This is a genomic window from Pseudomonas sp. NFACC46-3 (genome assembly GCF_900114515.1).
GTDB lineage: Bacteria > Pseudomonadota > Gammaproteobacteria > Pseudomonadales > Pseudomonadaceae > Aquipseudomonas > Aquipseudomonas fluorescens_Q.
Map to the genome: position 1 here is coordinate 1 of NZ_FOTH01000048.1, position 16,672 is coordinate 16,672.

General features: G+C 62.4%; 18 protein-coding genes. 3 read left to right on the forward strand and 15 right to left on the reverse strand.

The genetic code is table 11. The features are described from left to right. Positions 1–271 precede the first annotated feature (271 nt). From lipA to BM300_RS27900, 12 genes are all read right to left on the reverse strand, one after another. Positions 272–1,294 (reverse strand): lipoyl synthase, encoded by a 1,023-nt coding sequence (gene lipA, locus BM300_RS27845; protein WP_058543155.1) that lies wholly within the window; start codon positions 1,292–1,294, stop codon positions 272–274. Position 1,295: 1 nt separating this feature from the next. Next, positions 1,296–1,943, reverse strand: coding sequence for a lipoyl(octanoyl) transferase LipB (gene lipB, locus BM300_RS27850; protein ID WP_072345416.1), 648 nt, complete (start codon positions 1,941–1,943; stop codon positions 1,296–1,298). Next, positions 1,943–2,218 (reverse strand): DUF493 domain-containing protein, encoded by a 276-nt coding sequence (locus BM300_RS27855; RefSeq protein WP_003185772.1) that lies wholly within the window; start codon positions 2,216–2,218, stop codon positions 1,943–1,945. Before BM300_RS27855 ends, lipB begins: the two co-directional genes overlap by 1 nt. Before the next feature lie 81 nt (positions 2,219–2,299). Then, entirely contained in the window at positions 2,300–3,457 is a 1,158-nt protein-coding gene (locus tag BM300_RS27860; protein ID WP_092150480.1) for a D-alanyl-D-alanine carboxypeptidase family protein, read from the reverse strand. A 168-nt stretch (positions 3,458–3,625) separates the two neighbouring features. After that, positions 3,626–4,651: a septal ring lytic transglycosylase RlpA family protein gene (locus BM300_RS27865; protein ID WP_063324229.1), complete on the reverse strand. Its 1,026-nt coding sequence runs from the start codon at positions 4,649–4,651 to the stop codon at positions 3,626–3,628. Next, on the reverse strand, positions 4,651–5,661 hold the full coding sequence (gene mltB, locus BM300_RS27870; protein WP_063324228.1) for a lytic murein transglycosylase B: 1,011 nt from the start codon (positions 5,659–5,661) through the stop codon (positions 4,651–4,653). The genes BM300_RS27865 and mltB overlap by 1 nt, the downstream gene beginning before the upstream one ends. Positions 5,662–5,678: 17 nt before the next feature. Next, positions 5,679–6,782 (reverse strand): rod shape-determining protein RodA, encoded by a 1,104-nt coding sequence (gene rodA / locus BM300_RS27875; RefSeq protein ID WP_063325216.1) that lies wholly within the window; start codon positions 6,780–6,782, stop codon positions 5,679–5,681. A 31-nt stretch (positions 6,783–6,813) separates the two neighbouring features. Beyond that, the gene (mrdA, locus tag BM300_RS27880; protein ID WP_063324227.1) at positions 6,814–8,709 is read right to left on the reverse strand and encodes a penicillin-binding protein 2; all 1,896 of its coding nucleotides are present in this window, start codon (positions 8,707–8,709) and stop codon (positions 6,814–6,816) included. A 9-nt stretch (positions 8,710–8,718) separates the two neighbouring features. Beyond that, positions 8,719–9,186, reverse strand: a complete 468-nt coding sequence (rlmH, locus tag BM300_RS27885) for a 23S rRNA (pseudouridine(1915)-N(3))-methyltransferase RlmH (protein ID WP_047229490.1) — start codon at positions 9,184–9,186, stop codon at positions 8,719–8,721. 9 nt (positions 9,187–9,195) lie between these two features. Continuing rightward, positions 9,196–9,690 (reverse strand): ribosome silencing factor, encoded by a 495-nt coding sequence (gene rsfS, locus BM300_RS27890; RefSeq protein ID WP_003205895.1) that lies wholly within the window; start codon positions 9,688–9,690, stop codon positions 9,196–9,198. Between the two features lie 71 nt (positions 9,691–9,761). Next, the gene (gene nadD, locus BM300_RS27895; RefSeq protein WP_092150587.1) at positions 9,762–10,436 is read right to left on the reverse strand and encodes a nicotinate-nucleotide adenylyltransferase; all 675 of its coding nucleotides are present in this window, start codon (positions 10,434–10,436) and stop codon (positions 9,762–9,764) included. A gap of 28 nt (positions 10,437–10,464) precedes the next feature. After that, entirely contained in the window at positions 10,465–11,736 is a 1,272-nt protein-coding gene (locus tag BM300_RS27900) for a glutamate-5-semialdehyde dehydrogenase (RefSeq protein ID WP_063324225.1), read from the reverse strand. 196 nt (positions 11,737–11,932) lie between these two features. On the opposite strand from BM300_RS27900, the gene BM300_RS27905 reads away from it, so the two are divergent. Together BM300_RS27905 and BM300_RS27910 are read left to right on the forward strand one after the other, a co-directional pair. Beyond that, positions 11,933–12,610, forward strand: a complete 678-nt coding sequence (locus BM300_RS27905; RefSeq protein WP_092464543.1) for a DNA-3-methyladenine glycosylase — start codon at positions 11,933–11,935, stop codon at positions 12,608–12,610. A 133-nt stretch (positions 12,611–12,743) separates the two neighbouring features. After that, positions 12,744–14,060 carry a bifunctional DedA family/phosphatase PAP2 family protein gene (locus BM300_RS27910; RefSeq protein ID WP_092150492.1) on the forward strand — a complete coding sequence of 439 codons (1,317 nt, stop codon included), beginning with the start codon at positions 12,744–12,746 and terminating at the stop codon, positions 14,058–14,060. Positions 14,061–14,126: 66 nt separating this feature from the next. Here the strand turns inward: BM300_RS27910 and BM300_RS27915 are convergent, their stop codons facing one another. From BM300_RS27915 to BM300_RS27925, 3 genes are read right to left on the reverse strand one after another with little or no spacing between them, the layout of a single operon-like run. After that, on the reverse strand, positions 14,127–14,717 hold the full coding sequence (locus BM300_RS27915; RefSeq protein WP_014340384.1) for an LON peptidase substrate-binding domain-containing protein: 591 nt from the start codon (positions 14,715–14,717) through the stop codon (positions 14,127–14,129). 10 nt (positions 14,718–14,727) lie between these two features. Then, entirely contained in the window at positions 14,728–15,444 is a 717-nt protein-coding gene (locus BM300_RS27920; RefSeq protein WP_092464545.1) for an LrgB family protein, read from the reverse strand. Continuing rightward, positions 15,441–15,806 carry a CidA/LrgA family protein gene (locus BM300_RS27925; protein ID WP_063324221.1) on the reverse strand — a complete coding sequence of 122 codons (366 nt, stop codon included), beginning with the start codon at positions 15,804–15,806 and terminating at the stop codon, positions 15,441–15,443. The genes BM300_RS27920 and BM300_RS27925 overlap by 4 nt, the downstream gene beginning before the upstream one ends. Before the next feature lie 330 nt (positions 15,807–16,136). Here BM300_RS27925 and BM300_RS27930 point away from each other — a divergent pair, with 330 nt between their 5' ends. Continuing rightward, a complete protein-coding gene (locus tag BM300_RS27930) occupies positions 16,137–16,592 on the forward strand; it encodes a MaoC family dehydratase (protein ID WP_092150495.1) in 456 nt (151 codons plus the stop codon). Positions 16,593–16,672 lie beyond the last annotated feature (80 nt).

The window sequence follows — 16,672 nt, forward strand, 5'->3', positions numbered from 1 at the left end:
TGGCCGAACGCAGGCATTGCGCAGTGGGCACCTCGGCATGGATGCCGAGGTAGCCGCGCTGGGCCATGGATGGCCCTTCGCGGCGGCCCACGGAGCAATGCCGGAGTGAGGGCACACCGAGCCTAAGCGAGGTGCCGAGTGGTGGGGCAAGAGCGTTTTGGTTACTTTTGCGCTCTTCAAAAGTGACCCGCTGTAAGAGCGGAACCATAAGTAGCCGTTACCGCAGCAACGGATATTCACACCACCCCAAAACCACCACCCGACAAAAAAATCAGGCCCCCAGCAGCTCAGCCTTGACCAACTTAGCCTGCTCATCCGCATGATACGAAGACCGCACCAACGGCCCCGAAGCCACGTTCTTGAAGCCCATCTTGTACCCTTCCTCGGCAAACCAGGCAAAGGTATCCGGATGCACAAAACGCTGCACCGGCAGGTGACTACGCGAAGGCTGCAAGTACTGCCCCAAGGTCAACATATCGATGTCATGCTCACGCATGCGCTTCATGACCTCGATAACTTCCTCATCCGTCTCACCCAGGCCCAGCATCAAGCCGGACTTGGTCGGAATGTGCGGCATCATCTGCTTGAAGCGTTGCAGCAAGGTCAACGACCACTGGTAATCCGAACCCGGACGCGCGGCCTTGTACAGGCGCGGTACGGTTTCCAGGTTGTGGTTGAACACATCCGGTGGCTCGGCGGCGGTGATTTCCAGGGCGATGTCCATGCGGCCACGGTAATCGGGCACCAGGGTTTCCAGCTGGACATTCGGCGACAGTTTGCGGATCTCGCGGATGCAGTCGGCGAAGTGCTGGGCACCGCCGTCCCGCAGGTCGTCACGGTCCACCGAGGTGATGACCACGTACTTGAGCTTCAGGTCGGCGATGGCGATGGCCAGGCTTTCCGGCTCGTTGGTGTCCAATGGCTTCGGACGGCCATGGCCAACGTCACAGAATGGGCAGCGACGGGTGCAGATGTCGCCCATGATCATGAATGTGGCAGTGCCGCCGGAGAAGCACTCGCCCAGGTTCGGGCAGGAGGCTTCTTCGCAGACGCTGTGCAGCTTGTGCTTGCGCAGCAGGGCCTTGATTCGGTCGACTTCCGGGGACACCGGGATGCGCACGCGGATCCAGTCAGGTTTCTTTGGCAATTCGGTGGTCGGAATGATCTTGACCGGGATGCGTGCAACCTTCTCGGCGCCGCGCAGCTTGACGCCGGCCTCTACCTTGGCACGTGGGGCCGGACGCTCGGTGACGTCCTGCGTCGGGATAATGGTTTGCACTGCATCAGTAGTCATATCAGTCGATTCCGCCCGTGAGGGTCGTCTGCTCAGCATAGTCGAGGTGTTTGACGAGCTGCGCGCGCAGCCGGGCACTTACCTCGGCAAATTCAATCGATCCTGCATGCTCGCTCAACTGGGTCATCGCCAGTCCCGCGTAGCCACAGGGATTAATCCGTCGAAATGGCGCAAGGTCCATGTCCACGTTCAGCGCCAGGCCATGAAACGAACAGCCATGGCGGATTCGCAATCCCAAGGAGGCGATCTTCGCCCCGTCGACATAGACACCCGGCGCATCCGGCTTGGCCGCCGCCGTCACACCGTAGCTGGCCAGCAGCTCGATCAGGCATGTCTCCATGCGGGTGACCAGCTCGCGCACGCCAAACCCCAGCTTGCGCACATCCAGTAACAGGTAGGCGACCAATTGGCCAGGACCATGGTAGGTCACCTGCCCGCCCCGGTCGACCTTCACCACCGGGATATCCCCCGGCAGCAGCAGGTGCTCGGCCTTGCCGGCCTGGCCCTGGGTGAACACCGGCGGGTGTTCCACCAGCCAGACTTCATCGTCGACGGTAGTGCCGCGTTCGTTCGTGAAGCGTTGCATGGCATGCCAGACCGGCTCGTAAGCCATCGTGCCCAGCTCGCGAAAGCCCAGCGTGCCCGGCATCACAACACCATGTGCACGAAACCGGTCGCACGCAGCTCGCTGTTGATGTCGTAGAGCTGTTCCTGGCCGGTGGCAATGATGTGCAACTGGATCGTCGTGTACTTGCCGTTGGTACTCTGGCGCTCGGCCAGGGTCTTGTGGTCAACGGTGGCATGTTTTTCAAGGATCGCAATGATCCGGTCCTTGAAACCCACGCCGGTGTCGCCGATGACCTTGATCGGATAATCCGCGCAGGGGAATTCGATCTTCGGCGCTTTTACTTCAGAGTCTGTCATGGGGTAACGGCCTCGTAAGCCGTGGTAACGCACATGGCCCCGCTCCGAATGGGAACGAGGCCATGCAGGTCAACACTTCAATCAGTTGAACAAGCCGTAGAAGAATAGACGGATGCTATCCCACATGCGGCGGAAGATACCACCTTCCTCGACCGCGTCCAGAGCGATCAGGTCGGCGCTGTGCACCACTTTGTCGTCCAGTTTGACTTCGACTTTACCGATCACGTCGCCCTTGGCGATGGGAGCGGTCAGTTGCGGGTTCATGGTCATGCTGGCAGCGAGCTTCTTGAGCTGGCCTTTAGGCAAGGTCATGGTCAGGTCTTGGGCCAGGCCGGCCTTCACCTGATTGGTGGTGCCTTTCCAGACCTGGGCCTGGGCCAGTTCGGTGCCCTTCTGGTAGAAGGTCTGGGTTTCGAAGAAACGGAAACCGTAGGTCAGCAGCTTCTGGGTTTCAGCGGCACGGGCCACTTCGCTGCTGGTGCCGAAGACGACGGCGATCAGGCGCATGCCGTCACGGACAGCCGAAGACACCATGCAGTAGCCAGCTTCGTCGGTGTGGCCGGTCTTCAGGCCATCGACGGTCTTGTCGCGCCACAGCAGCAGGTTGCGGTTAGGCTGCTTGATGCCGTTCCAGAAGAATTCCTTCTGGGAGTAGATGGCGTAGTGCGCCGGGTCTTCATGAATGATCGCCCGCGCCAGGATCGCCATGTCGTGAGCCGACGAGTAGTGCTCAGGGTTCGGCAGGCCGGTAGGGTTCATGAAGTGGCTGTTGGTCATGCCCAGGTCGGCCACGGTCTTGTTCATCATGTCGGCGAACGCATCTTCGCTGCCGGCGATGTGCTCGGCCAGGGCGACGCTGGCGTCGTTGCCGGACTGGATGATGATGCCGTGCAGCAGGTCGCTGACGGTCACTTGCGAACCGACCTTGATGAACATCCGCGAACCGCCGGTACGCCAGGCGTTTTCGCTGACGGTCACCGGATCGTTTTCACCGATCTGGCCACGACGGATTTCCAGGGTGGCGATGTAGGCGGTCATCAGTTTGGTCAGGCTGGCCGGTGGCAGGCGCTGGTCACCGTTGTTCTCTACCAGGACCTCGCCGCTGCTGGCATCCATGAGCACAAAGGATTTGGCGGCCAATTGAGGAGGCGCAGGCATCATCTCCACCGCGAACGCGGCTGGGGAGAGAAGCAGCGGGACTAGCAGGCAAAGGCGTTTGGCAAAGGTGGTGATGTTCATCCGTCTCTCGAAATCGCTAATGGGACTGCCCGAAGGCAAAACTGAAACAGGCAACCTTCTAACGGGTCGCCGCGTATTTAAGTTGCTCACTCACAACCCTTGCCGGGCTTTTGTTATTCATGGAGCCAACAACCTGGCCCGCTCCAACCGCAAGCGGGCCTCAATCAATTACTCGGCGGTGACCAGGCTCGGCGAACCGAGATTGGCCAGGCGCACACTGTTCTGCACTTGCTGGACTTCACCCGGAGAACCGATCGGCCCCAGGCGCACCCGATGCAGTGTCTGCTGGTTGCGCACGATCGAGCTGATGAACACCGGGGCGCTCACCATCGAGCTGAGCTTCGACCTCAGCAGCTCGGCAGCGTCCGGGTTGGCGAACGCGCCCACTTGCAGAAACTGGCCAGACGCTGTTGCAGAAGCGTTTTTTTTTGCGTCGAGCTGAACGGGCACTACGGCCGCCGCGTGCTGCTGCGGCGGTGGCGTCCACTGCTCGACCGTGCCGGTGGACGCCGTCACGGTCGGCGCGGCATTTTGCGCCACTTTCGGCTCGTTGAGCATCAAAGGTGCCGGACGGCCGCGTTGGGCCCACCATTCCTGCGGGTCGATACCTTCAACCTTGACCCGGGCGGTGCCGATTTCAGCGTAACCGAGTTTTTTCGCCGCCGCATACGACAAGTCGATGATGCGGTCGGAATAGAACGGCCCACGGTCATTGACCCGCAGGATCACGCTCTTGTTGTTGTCCAGGTTGGTCACCCGCACATAGCTGGGCAGCGGCAAGGTCTTGTGGGCCGCGCTCATGCCATACAGGTCATACACCTCGCCGTTGGCGGTGTTCTGGCCGTGGAACTTGGTGCCATACCAGGATGCCGTGCCCGAGGCCACGTAGCGCTTGGAGTCGGACAGCGGGAAATAGGTCTTGCCCAGCACCGTGTACGGGTTGGCCTTGTAGGGGCCCGTGTGCAGGGTCGGCGTGGCATCGGGAATGCGCGAGACATCCACATCCCACCATGGCGCGCCGTCCTTGTGGGCCCGGTTGATGTCCAGGCCGGGCGTCGCGCGCACGGCGGTGGAGTTCTTCTGGGCCGGCGCGCGGCTGGTCGAACAACTGACGACCAACAGCGACAGCGCGGCCAACGCCACGAGCTTGAGGGGTTTGGCTTTCAGGGGTAGATAGGTAGGCAATGCCCGCATTATTTGACGCCCCGTGCTTTGACCAGCTCTTCAGACAGTTGATATACGGCCATGGCGTACATCACGCTGCGGTTATAACGCGTAATCGCGTAGAAATTCTTCAGGCCCATCCAGTATTCGGGGCCTTGTTCGCCTTCCAGGCGTATCGCGGTGACCGGCATGTCGTCACGCAGCGCATCATGACTCGACCAGCCCAACGCCCGCAACTCCCCGACGGTTTTCGTCGGCTCGATGCCCTCGGTCAGGCCCTCGTCCACCTGCTCGCCACGCACGTCGGCACGGCTGACCACCGGCTGGCCGGCTTCCCAGCCGTGGCGCTTGAAATAGCTGGCAACACTGCCGATGGCATCGGTCGGGTTGGTCCAGATATTGATGTGGCCGTCGTCGTCGAAGTCCACCGCGTAAGCCCGAAAACTGCTGGGCATGAATTGCGGCAGGCCCATGGCACCGGCATAAGACCCCTTGAGGGTCAGCGGATCGACCTGCTCTTCGCGGGCCAGCAGCAAGAACTCGCGCAGCTCCTTGCGAAAGAATTCGGCGCGCGGCGGGTAATCGAAGCCCAGGGTCGACAGCGCGTCGATCACCCTGAAATTCCCGGTGTTACGGCCAAAGAACGTCTCGACGCCAATGATAGCCACAATGAACTGGGCCGGTACGCCGTATTCCTGCTCGGCACGGGCCAGGGCCGCCTCGTGCTGGCGCCAGAAGTCCACGCCCCGGGCGATACGCGCCTCGGTGATGAACATCGGCCGGTACTCGCTCCACTGCTTGACCCGCTCGGCGGGCCGGGAGATGGCGTCAAGGATCGACTGCTTGCGCTCGGCCTCGCGAAATACCCCCATCAGTTGCTCACCGGCAAAACCGTAGTCGCGGGTCATCTCACCGACGAATTCGGCCACCTGTGGCGAACCTTCGTATTCGCCTGCCTGGGCATGCGGCGCACCGCCCAGGAAGCCGACCAGGCCGATCCACGGCGCATATCGCGTCGACCAGCCACGCATTGCTTGCATTGAACTCTTCACCTTATTCAAACCTGCGCGATCCATTTGCGATGCGTATGAATCGACATCAAGACCCCAAACGCTGACAGTAGTGTCACCAGCGAAGTTCCTCCGTAGCTAATGAACGGCAACGGCACCCCCACGACCGGCAACAGGCCACTGACCATACCGATGTTGACGAAAACATAAACAAAAAACGTCATGGTCAGGCTGCCCGCGAGCAACTTGCCGAACAATGTCTGGGCCTGGGCGGTGATCACCAAGCCGCGACCGATCAGCAGCAGGTAGATCAACAGCAACACGCAGATGCCTACCAGGCCGAACTCCTCGCCCAGTACGGCGATGATGAAGTCGGTGTGGCTTTCCGGCAAAAAGTCCAGGTGCGACTGGGTGCCCATCAGCCAGCCCTTGCCGAACACCCCGCCGGAGCCGATGGCGGCCTTGGACTGGATGATGTTCCAGCCAGTGCCCAGCGGATCGCTCTCCGGGTCGAGGAAGGTCAGGATTCGTTGCTTCTGGTAGTCGTGCATCACGAAGTACCACATGGCCACCGAGACCGGCACCGCGATGGCGACGACGCTGAGGATCCAGCGCCAGCGCAAACCGCCCATGAACAGCACGAAGGCGCCACCGGCCAGGATCAGCAGCGAAGTGCCAAGGTCCGGCTGGCGCACGATCAGGATGAACGGGATGCCGATCAGCAACAGGCTGATGCACACGTGCTTGAGCTGCGGCGGCAGGGTGCGCTTGGCCAGGTACCAGGCGATGGTTGCCGGCATGATGATCTTGAGGAATTCCGAAGGCTGGAAGCGGATCACCCCGGGAATGTTGATCCAGCGAGTGGCGCCCATGGCGTTGTGACCCATCACGTCCACCACCACCAGCAGGCTCACGCCCACCACATAGGCCAGCGGCACCCAGCGGGCCATGAAACGCGGCTCGAGCTGGGCAATGACGACCATCGACACCAGGCCGATGCCGAACGAGGTGGCCTGCTTGCCCAGCAGGTCCCAGTTCTTGCCACTGGCCGAATACAGCACGAACAGGCTGCCTGCGGCCAGGGTCAGCAGCAGGATCAGCAACGGACCATCGATGTGCATGCGCTGCAGCAAGGTGGCACGGCGGCGCATCACATCTTCGCTGGAGAGGATCCGGTCGAAATTATTCTTCACGGGCCGTAGCCTCCGCAGTGATGGGGCTTGCGTATTCCGGCTTGAGCTGGCCGTGCTCGTCCAGCAGCCAGGCGTCCATGATCTGGCGCACCACTGGCGCGGCGACGCCGGAACCCGACTCACCGTTCTCGACCATCACCGATACGACGATCTTCGGGTTGTCGGCCGGCGCGAAGCCGACGAACAAGGCGTGGTCGCGATGGCGTTCCTGGACCTTGGAGCGGTCGTACTTCTCGCCCTGCTTGATGGCGACGACCTGGGCCGTACCGCTCTTGCCGGCAATCCGGTATTGCGCACCGATGGACGCCTTGCGGGCGGTGCCGCGGGCGCCGTGCATCACCTGCTGCATGCCGTTGTTGACCTTCTGCCAGTCCGACGGGTTGCGCAGGATGATGTCTGGCATCGGGTCCGGGTCCACCGGTTTCTGGCCTTCGATGGTCTTGGCCAGGTGCGGGCGATACCACTTGCCCTTGCTCGCCACCAGCGCCGTGGCCTGGGCCAGTTGCAGTGGCGTGGCCTGCATGTAGCCCTGGCCGATCCCCAGGATCAGGGTTTCGCCGGGGAACCAGGCCTGGCGCCGGGTCGCCCGCTTCCATTCGCGCGAAGGCATCAGGCCGGGGGATTCCTCGAACATATCCAGGGAGACTTTCTGACCGAGACCGAACTTGTTCATGTAGGACGACAACCGATCGATCCCCAGCTTGTGGGCCAAGTCATAGAAGTAGGTGTCGTTGGAACGCATGATCGCGGTTTCCAGGTCCACATAACCGTCGCCGGTGCGGTTCCAGTTGCGGTACTTGTGGTCATAGTTCGGCAGTTGGTAATAACCCGGGTCGTAGACCCGGCTCGACGCGGTCACCACGCCGGAGTCCAGCCCGGCAATCGCCACGGCCGGCTTGATGGTCGAGCCCGGCGGATAGAGACCGCGCAGCACCCGGTTGAACAGCGGCCGGTCGATGGAATCGCGCAGCTCGGCGTAGGCCTTGAAGCTGATGCCGGTGACGAACAGGTTCGGGTCGAAACTCGGCTGGCTGACCATTGCCAACACCTCGCCAGTGTTCGGGTCCAGCGCCACCACGGCACCACGCCGACCACCCAGCGCCGCTTCGGCGGCCTCTTGCAGCTTGATGTCCAGGCTCAGGACGATGTCCTTGCCGGGAATCGGGTCGGTGCGCTTGAGCACCCGCAATACGCGGCCGCGGGCGTTGGTTTCGACTTCCTCGTAACCCACCTGGCCATGCAGCTCGGGCTCGTAGAAACGCTCGATGCCGGTCTTGCCGATATGGTGGGTGCCGCTGTAATTGACCGGATCGAGGGTCTTGAGCTCTTTCTCGTTGATCCGTCCCATGTAGCCGACCGAGTGGGCAAAGTGCGGCCCCTGGGGATAATGCCGCACCAACTGCGCCACCACCTCGACGCCGGGCAGGCGGAACTGGTTCACGGCGATCAGGGCGATCTGCTCTTCGGTCAGCTCGAACAGGATCGGCACCGGCTCGAACGGACGTCGGCCCTGGCGCATGCGCTTCTCGAAGATCGCCCGGTCCTCGGGCGTCAGTTGCAGCACTTCGACAATCACGTCGAGCACGTGCTGCCAGTCGCCGGAGCGCTCGCGGGTCATGCTCAGGCTGAAACTGGGACGGTTATCCGCCACCACCACGCCATTGCGGTCGAAAATCAGCCCGCGGGTCGGCGGAATCGGCTGCACATGCACGCGGTTGTTTTCCGACAGGGTCGAGTGGTACTCGTACTGGATCACCTGGAGGAAATACAAGCGCGCAATCAGCACACAGATCAGCGTCACCACCATAATAGCGCCGAACACGACGCGGCCCCGCACCAGACGGGCGTCTTTTTCGTGGTCCTTGATGCGGATCGGCTGGGGCATGGGGCAGGATTACTTGTGGTAAGGGTGCCCGGACAGGACTGTCCAGGCACGATACAGCTGTTCGCCGATCAGGATCCGCACCAGCGGATGTGGCAACGTCAACGGCGACAAGGACCAGCGCTGATCGGCCCGGGCACAGACTTCCGGCGCCAGCCCTTCCGGGCCACCGACCATGAAATTGACCGTGCGCGCGTCCAACCGCCAGCGATCGAGCTCCACCGCCAGTTGCTCGGTGCTCCAGGGCTTGCCATGGACTTCGAGGGTGACAATGCGCTCGTTCGGCCCGACCTTGGCCAGCATGGCTTCGCCTTCCTGGCGGATGAAGCGCGCCACGTCGGCGTTCTTGCCACGGGTATTGAGCGGAATTTCCACCAGTTCCAGGGCCAGCTCGGACGGAAGACGCTTGGCATATTCATGCCAGCCTTCTTCCACCCACTTGGGCATGCGAGAACCGACGGCGATCAGGCGCAGTCGCACAGCGGTCCCTTATTGCTGGTCTTTGTTGAGCTTGGTGAAGTGCTCATGGGGGTTTTCCGGGCTGTGGTGCGCGGCGCTGGCCGAACGGCTCTGCTCGGCACCGGCCCACAGGCGCTCCAGGTCATAGAACTGGCGCGCCGAGGCCGTCATCATGTGCACGATGACGTCGTCCATATCCAGCAGTACCCAGTCGCTGTCACCCTTGCCTTCTTCACCCAGCGGCTTGACGCCCTGGGCCTTGACCGCTTCGCGGACCTTGTCCAGCATCGCGCCGATCTGGCGGTTGGAGGTACCGGTGGCGATGATCATGTAGTCCGTGATGCTCTGCTTTTCACGAACGTCGATCACCTGGATGTCCTGGGCCTTGACGTCTTCCAGGGCCGCAACGGCGACCTTGACCAGTTCTTCACCGGCCAGTACGACGCCGGTGTGGGCCTCTACCGGCAGCGGGGCGCTTTTGAACGTGCCTTTGCGCTTTACTTTGTTTACGTCTTTGTCAGTCATATAAAACTCGTTTTGCTCGTATGTTCGGGCGCTTCGCTACACGCATTCACGTGCCTTGAAGCACACCTTTTTCAGTTCGACGCACGGTAAAGCCCGTGCGCATCGATGTAGGCCAGGACCGCGTCGGGCACCAGGAAACGTACCGACTTACCGCTGGCCAGCAGTTGACGGATCTGGGTGGCGGATACCGCGAGCGGCGTCTGCCAGACGAATGCAATCTGTCCGCTCGGCCCTTTCAGGGCCAGCGGGTCGCTCACCGAGCGGGCCGCCAGCAGGTTGCGCAAGGCATCCGGCGGCTCGCTGTCGGCATCCGGGCGTTGCAGCACCAGGATGTGGCAATGCTGGAGCAACTCTTCCCAGCGATGCCAAGTGGGCAGGCCGCAAAATGCGTCCCAGCCCAGAAGCAGAAAAACCTGGGCATCAGCGGCCAGTTCGGCGCGCATCAGCTCCAGGGTATCAATGGTGTAGGACGGTTTGTCCCGCTGCAATTCGCGGGCGTCCACCACCAACGGCGCCACACCGGCCACCGCGCACTCGACCATCGCCAGGCGGTCCTGCGCCGACACCTGCGGCGTATCCCGGTGCGGCGGCCGGGCGCTGGGCGTCAGGCGTAGCTCATCGAGGGCCAGGGCGTCGGCGACTTCCAGCGCACCGCGCAAATGGCCGATGTGCACCGGGTCGAACGTGCCGCCCAGGATGCCGATGCGCTTTGGCGCGGTGGTTGCCGTCACAGCGGTCGTAGTCATAGAGGCCAGTGGGTCGAGATCGCCCAAGTCAGACCGGCTCCTGTCCGCGCAACTGGCCGTCACCGACCACGATGTACTTCTCGCAGGTCAGGCCTTCGAGGCCCACCGGGCCGCGGGCGTGCAGCTTATCAGTAGAAATGCCGATCTCGGCACCCAATCCGTATTCAAAGCCATCGGCGAAGCAGGTCGGGGTGTTGATCATCACCGACGCCGAATCCACTTCGGCGACGAAGCGCCGGGTTTCACCCAGGTGTTCACTGACAATGGAGTCGGTGTGGTGCGAGCCGTGGCGGTTGATGTGCTCGATGGCCTCGTCCAGCCCGTCGACCACACGGATCGACAGGATCGGCGCCAGGTATTCGGTGTCCCAGTCTTCTTCCGTGGCCGCAACGGCCTCGATGATCGCCCGGGTGCGCTCGCAACCGCGCAGCTCGACGCCTTTTTCGCGGAACTGGGCAGCCATCGACGGCAGGAAGTCCTTGGCCACGGCCTGATCCACCAACAGGGTTTCCATCGCGCCGCAGATACCGTAGCGGTAGGTCTTGGCGTTGAAGGCGATGCGCTGGGCCTTCGGCAATTCGGCGTGGGCGCTGACGTAGACGTGGCAGATGCCGTCCAGGTGCTTGATCACCGGCACGCGGGCGTCACGGCTGACCCGCTCGATCAGGCCCTTGCCACCACGCGGCACGATGACATCGACGAACTCGGGCATGGTGATCAATGCGCCGACTGCGGCACGGTCAGTGGTTTCCACCACTTGCACCACGGCCGCCGGCAGATCGGCCTCGGCCAGGCCGCGCTGGATGCAGGCGGCAATGGCACGGTTGGAATGGATCGCCTCGGAGCCACCACGCAGGATGGTCGCGTTACCCGACTTCAGGCACAGGCTGGCGGCGTCGATGGTCACGTTCGGCCGCGACTCGTAAATGATCCCGACCACACCCAGGGGCACGCGCATCTTGCCGACCTGAATGCCCGATGGCCGGTAGCTCATGTCGCGGATCGCCCCGACCGGGTCCGGCAGGGCCGCGACCTGACGCAGACCGACGATCATGCCGTCGATGCGTGCCGGGGTCAGGGCCAGGCGTTCGAGCATGGCCGGTTCCAGACCATTGGCCCGGCCGGCGGCCAGGTCCAGTTCGTTGGCAGCGGACAACTCGGCACGCGCAGCGTCCAGCGCATTGGCGGCGGCCTGCAGGGCGCGGTTTTTCTGCGCGGTGCTGGCCCGGCCGATGATGCGCGACGCCTGGCGAGCGGCGCGACCCAGGCGGGTCATGTAGTCAAGAACGGACTCAGTCATGGTCTGTGTGGTCTTGGCGATGAGGAAAGCGGCAGATTATAGCTGTCGTAACCCTCGACTAACAGCATGGACTCACAGTGGTGACCGGCGGAGCAGCAAAACAGGCGTAAACAGCTGGTTGAAGCGACTGTTCAGCGGTGATTAAGCTTTCCATTGCTATCATCGCGCTTCCTTTGGCCTCCCTTTGTTTATCGCCATGACCGATTTGCCATCGCCCAACGCCCTGCCCCACGCCTTTTTCGATCGAGACGCCCAGGTGCTTGCCAAGGACCTGCTGGGCAAAGTCATCCGTCACAAGGTCGGTGACCTGTGGCTCGGCGCGCGGATCATCGAGACCGAGGCGTATTACTTCGCCGAAAAAGGCAGCCACGCCTCGCTGGGCTACACGCAAAAGCGCAAGGCTTTGTTTCTGGATGGCGGCCACATCTATATGTACTACGCCCGGGGCGGCGATTCGCTGAACTTCAGCGCCCAGGGCCCGGGCAACGCCGTGTTGATCAAATCGGCCTACCCGTGGATCGACGCCCTTTCCGGGCCGGCGAGCCTGGCGCAGATGCTGCTCAACAACCCCGACGCCCAAGGTCGGCCGCGTACGCCGCAAAAGCTCTGTGCCGGCCAGACCTTGCTGTGCAAAGCGTTGGGCCTGAAAGTGCCGGACTGGGACGCCAAACGCTTCGACCCCGAGCGCTTGCTGGTGGAAGATGTGGGTGTGCCGACGGTCAACGTGATCCAGACCACCCGCCTGGGTATTCCCCTGGGACGGGACGAGCATTTACCCTACCGCTTCGTCGACGCCGCCTACGCACCGTGGTGCACCCGGAACCCGCTGCGACGGGGGCAGGTCGAAGGTCGCGATTATTTCTTGCTTGGATGAAAACACCGCCCCCTGTGGGAGCGAGCAAGCTCGCTCCCACAGTTGATCTTCAGCGGCCATAGCTTTTGTGTTCGCAACACAATCCCACAGGGGATTCGGTGCATGCCAATCAATACTCAATGGAGTTGTATTTATGGGCCCATGGCTCGATAGCATCACCGGCTGGTTGACCGTCAACCCGCAATGGCTGGCGGTGGCGGTGTTCATCGTCGCCTGCGTGGAGTGCCTGGCCATCGCCGGCCTGATCGTGCCGGGTACCGTGCTGTTGTTTGCCATCGCCGTGCTGGCCGGCAGCGGCGCGTTGTCCTTGGGCGAGACGTTGCTGCTGGGCCTGCTTGGCGGGCTGCTCGGGGACCTGGTGTCGTACTTCCTCGGTCGGCATTTCCACCAGAACATCCGCCGCCTGCCCGGGCTGCGGCATCACCCGGAATGGATGAGCGCGGCGGAAAACTATTTCCAGCGCTACGGCATCGCCAGCCTGCTGGTGGGGCGTTTTATCGGCCCGCTACGGCCCATGTTGCCGATGGTGGCCGGAATGTGCGACATGCCGTTCCCACGCTTCGCCGCCGTCAGCGTGTTGGCCGCGGCGGGCTGGACCGTGGCGTACCTGCTGCCGGGCTGGGCCACCGGGGCGGCGTTTCGCCTGCCGCTGCCTGAAGGCTTCTGGCCACAGGCCGGCGTGGTCATCGGCAGCATCGCGGCGATGATCGGGCTGAGCGTCAACAGCAGCCTGCGTCGTCATCGCCATGCCACGGCGCTGATCGCCGGCCTTGGCCTGGTGATCCTGATCGGCCTGTTCATCGGCTTTCGTTACCTGACGGCGTTCGACCAAGGCTTGATGGCCCTCGTCCAGGAGCATCGCAGCGCGACGCTGGATGAAATCGCCGTGACCTTCACGCTGATCGGCGAATTCCGCTACATGCTGATTGTCTGCAGCCTGTTGACCGGGTTATTGCTGTTGGCACGGCAATGGCGGCAGGCGATCTTTGCCGGGGGCACGATGCTGCTCACCTCCCTGGCCAATACTGGGAGCAAACACTTCTTTGCCCGTGTGCGCCCGGAAATCCTCACCGACCCGCTGACCAGCTACAGCATGCCCAGCGGCCACTCCTCCGGGGCATTCGCGCTGTTCCTGACCCTCGCCGTCCTGGCCGGCCGCGGCCAACCGCCACGCCTGCGCCTGACCTGGCTGCTGCTGGGCTGCCTGCCGGCGCTGGCCATCGCCCTGTCGCGGGTTTACCTGGGGGCGCACTGGCCGAGCGACATCGTCGCCGGGGCGATGCTCGCCGCCAGCATCTGTGCGGCCGCCCTGTGGTTGAGCCAGCGCCAGACCCCGCTACCGGCCATGTCACCGAAAGTCTGGTGGCTGATCCTGCCGGCGCTGGTGGCGGTGTTCAGCTTCTTCGCGCTGCGGCACTTGCCGCATGCGATGTTGCGGTATGCCTATTGAGCGGCGCGCCAATGAACACTGGAGATCCATGTGGGATCAGTGTTACTCAGTGAAATATGAGTTGAGTCAGGCAAAGAGTTCGCCCTGCAGTTCATCGAGCAAGGCCTGGATCGCATCCAGGCGCTGTTGCGGGTCGTCGAGTTGCAGCAGGTCGATCTTGTCCAATTCGTTGAACGGCAGCAAGTAAGCCAGTTGATTGGCCAGCGACTGCTGACCGGTCGCTTCGGTGCCCATGTTCAGCGCCTCGACCATCGGGTGCTCGGCCAGGGCCTTGAGCAGCGCCACCAGGTCGGCGTCTTCCTCTTGCAGCGGTTGCTCCGGTTCTTCTTCCAGCCACTCGACTTCAGCGACCGTCAGTTGATCCGCCTGGACGCTGCTGCCATGGACGATAAAGCGCCGCCCGCCCTGCACGCGAATGCCCAGCAGACCATTGTCCTGCTGGGAGAAATCAGTGATACGCGCCTCACAACCGACCCGCGCGTAGCCTTCAGGCGCGATGCCGACTTCCTCGCCATCGAGGATGCACACCACGCCGAAGCCTTCGCCCTTTTTCATGCAGCGCCCGATCATGTCGAGGTAACGCGCCTCGAAAATCTGCAAATCGAGGATGCAACCGGGGAACAGCACGGTGTTCAACGGGAAAAGCGGCAAGCTCATAACCAGTTCCTTAAACCGTCATCGACACCACCAACGGCAGCAACACCGCCGTGGCCACGCCCATCAGACTCATCGCCAGCGCCGCGAAGGCGCCTGTCTCCTCGCTTTCCTGCAATGCCACCGACGTACCCACCGCGTGGGCAGCCAGCCCCAGGGCCATGCCCCGGGCCTCAGGGCTGTGGACACCCAGCTTCGTCAGAATGACCGGACCGAGGATCGCCCCGAGCACACCGGTGATCAACACAAACACCGCCGCCATCGCCGCCACACCGCCGATCTGCTCGGCCACCAGCATGGCGATCGGCGAGGTCACGGACTTGGGCGCCATGGTCATCAGAATCATGTGCTCGGCACCGAAAGCCCAGCCCAACACCACAGCAGAGCCCGTGGCAAACACCCCGGCTATCACCAGCGTAGTAAAAATCGGCCAGAACAACTGCCGGATCCGTCGCAAGTTCAAATACAACGGCACCGCCAGGGCGACCGTGGCCGGACCCAGCAGGATGCTGAGGATCTCGGTGCTCTTGCGGTATTCGGCATAGTCGATGCCGCAGCCGACCAGCACGATGATCAACAGCACCATCGACATCAGCACCGGTTGCAGGAACACCCAGCGAGTCTTTTCGAACGCCGCCAGCACCAGTTGATAGGCGCCCAGGGTAATGCCGATGCCAAACAGCGGATGGTGGATCACCGAGGTCCAGGCACCTTGCCAGTCGAGCATCATTGGCTGTCCTCCGGGGCGGCGATGTGACGCCGGGCCAGGCGCTGCATCAGCACCCCCGTCAACGCCACGGACAGCACCAGGGACAACGTCAACGCACCGACGATGGCCCAGAAATCGGCGGCAATGGCCCGGGCATAGACCATCACCCCCACCGCAGGCGGCACCAGCAGCAATGGCAGATAACGCAGCAGGCTGCCGGCGGCCAGGTTCAGCGGCTCGCTGACTTCGCCGCGCATGACCAGATAGCCCAGCAGCAACAGCAGGCCAATGATCGGCCCCGGCAACACGGGCAGGAACAAATGATTGATCGCAGTGCCCAGCAATTGAAACAGCACCAGCCAGGTCAGGCCCCGTAGCAACATCCGCTCTCTCCCCTGCAACAGATCCAATGAACGCGCCAATTCGGTTCACGGCGTGACGGTGTGGCGAGGGAGCTTGCTCCCGCTTGAGTGCGCAGCGCTCATAAAAAAATGGGGCCGCTGCGCAGCCCAACGGGAGCAAGCTCCCTCGCCACGGAATCAAACGCACACGCGCCGGCATTATAAGCATGCCCGCGCTATGGGTCGGCATTCGTAAAAAGCATGTTCGGTGACCTTACTTGCGCGCCATGTTGATCTACAGTGGTTCTCCGGGGATGCCGATCCCCGCTCCAGAAAAAAAAAGTAAAACAGATGAACCCAAGGAGAGTCTCAATGCCCTACGTCCCCGTTGCAGCGCTCAAAGATTATGTCGGCAAGGAACTTGGACGTTCCGAATGGCTCACCATCGACCAGGACCGCATCAACCTGTTCGCCGAAGCCACTGGCGACTTTCAGTTCATCCACGTCGATCCGGTCAAGGCCGCGCAGACCCCGTTCGGCAGCACCATTGCCCACGGTTTCCTGTCGCTGTCGCTGATGCCCAAGTTGATGGAAGACATCCTGATCCTGCCCGAGGGCGTGAAAATGGTCGTCAACTACGGGCTGGACAGCGTGCGTTTCATCCAACCGGTGAAGGTCGATTCCAGGGTCCGGCTGAAGGTCGACCTGGTGGAAGTCACCGAGAAAAAACCCGGCCAATGGCTGCTCAAGGCCACCGCCACGCTGGAGATCGAAGGTTCGGAAAAACCGGCCTACATCGCCGAGCCGCTGTCGCTCTGCTTCGTGTAAACCTGCGCGATCGCGAAACCGCTCGTGCAGTTTCGCATCGCTTCTCTATGTTCAACGCGCATAGCTGCGGCATACTCGTC

Coding starts and splice junctions, on each gene's coding strand:
- lipA (WP_058543155.1), bottom strand. CDS start 1,294: ATGACTACTGATGCAGTGCAAACCATTATCCCGACGCAGGACGTCACC.
- lipB (WP_072345416.1), bottom strand. CDS start 1,943: ATGCCGGGCACGCTGGGCTTTCGCGAGCTGGGCACGATGGCTTACGAG.
- BM300_RS27855 (WP_003185772.1), bottom strand. CDS start 2,218: ATGACAGACTCTGAAGTAAAAGCGCCGAAGATCGAATTCCCCTGCGCG.
- BM300_RS27860 (WP_092150480.1), bottom strand. CDS start 3,457: ATGAACATCACCACCTTTGCCAAACGCCTTTGCCTGCTAGTCCCGCTG.
- BM300_RS27865 (WP_063324229.1), bottom strand. CDS start 4,651: ATGCGGGCATTGCCTACCTATCTACCCCTGAAAGCCAAACCCCTCAAG.
- mltB (WP_063324228.1), bottom strand. CDS start 5,661: ATGCAAGCAATGCGTGGCTGGTCGACGCGATATGCGCCGTGGATCGGC.
- rodA (WP_063325216.1), bottom strand. CDS start 6,782: ATGCGCCGCCGTGCCACCTTGCTGCAGCGCATGCACATCGATGGTCCG.
- mrdA (WP_063324227.1), bottom strand. CDS start 8,709: ATGCCCCAGCCGATCCGCATCAAGGACCACGAAAAAGACGCCCGTCTG.
- rsfS (WP_003205895.1), bottom strand. CDS start 9,690: ATGACTGACAAAGACGTAAACAAAGTAAAGCGCAAAGGCACGTTCAAA.
- nadD (WP_092150587.1), bottom strand. CDS start 10,436: ATGACTACGACCGCTGTGACGGCAACCACCGCGCCAAAGCGCATCGGC.
- BM300_RS27900 (WP_063324225.1), bottom strand. CDS start 11,736: ATGACTGAGTCCGTTCTTGACTACATGACCCGCCTGGGTCGCGCCGCT.
- BM300_RS27905 (WP_092464543.1), top strand. CDS start 11,933: ATGACCGATTTGCCATCGCCCAACGCCCTGCCCCACGCCTTTTTCGAT.
- BM300_RS27910 (WP_092150492.1), top strand. CDS start 12,744: ATGGGCCCATGGCTCGATAGCATCACCGGCTGGTTGACCGTCAACCCG.
- BM300_RS27915 (WP_014340384.1), bottom strand. CDS start 14,717: ATGAGCTTGCCGCTTTTCCCGTTGAACACCGTGCTGTTCCCCGGTTGC.
- BM300_RS27920 (WP_092464545.1), bottom strand. CDS start 15,444: ATGATGCTCGACTGGCAAGGTGCCTGGACCTCGGTGATCCACCATCCG.
- BM300_RS27925 (WP_063324221.1), bottom strand. CDS start 15,806: ATGTTGCTACGGGGCCTGACCTGGCTGGTGCTGTTTCAATTGCTGGGC.
- BM300_RS27930 (WP_092150495.1), top strand. CDS start 16,137: ATGCCCTACGTCCCCGTTGCAGCGCTCAAAGATTATGTCGGCAAGGAA.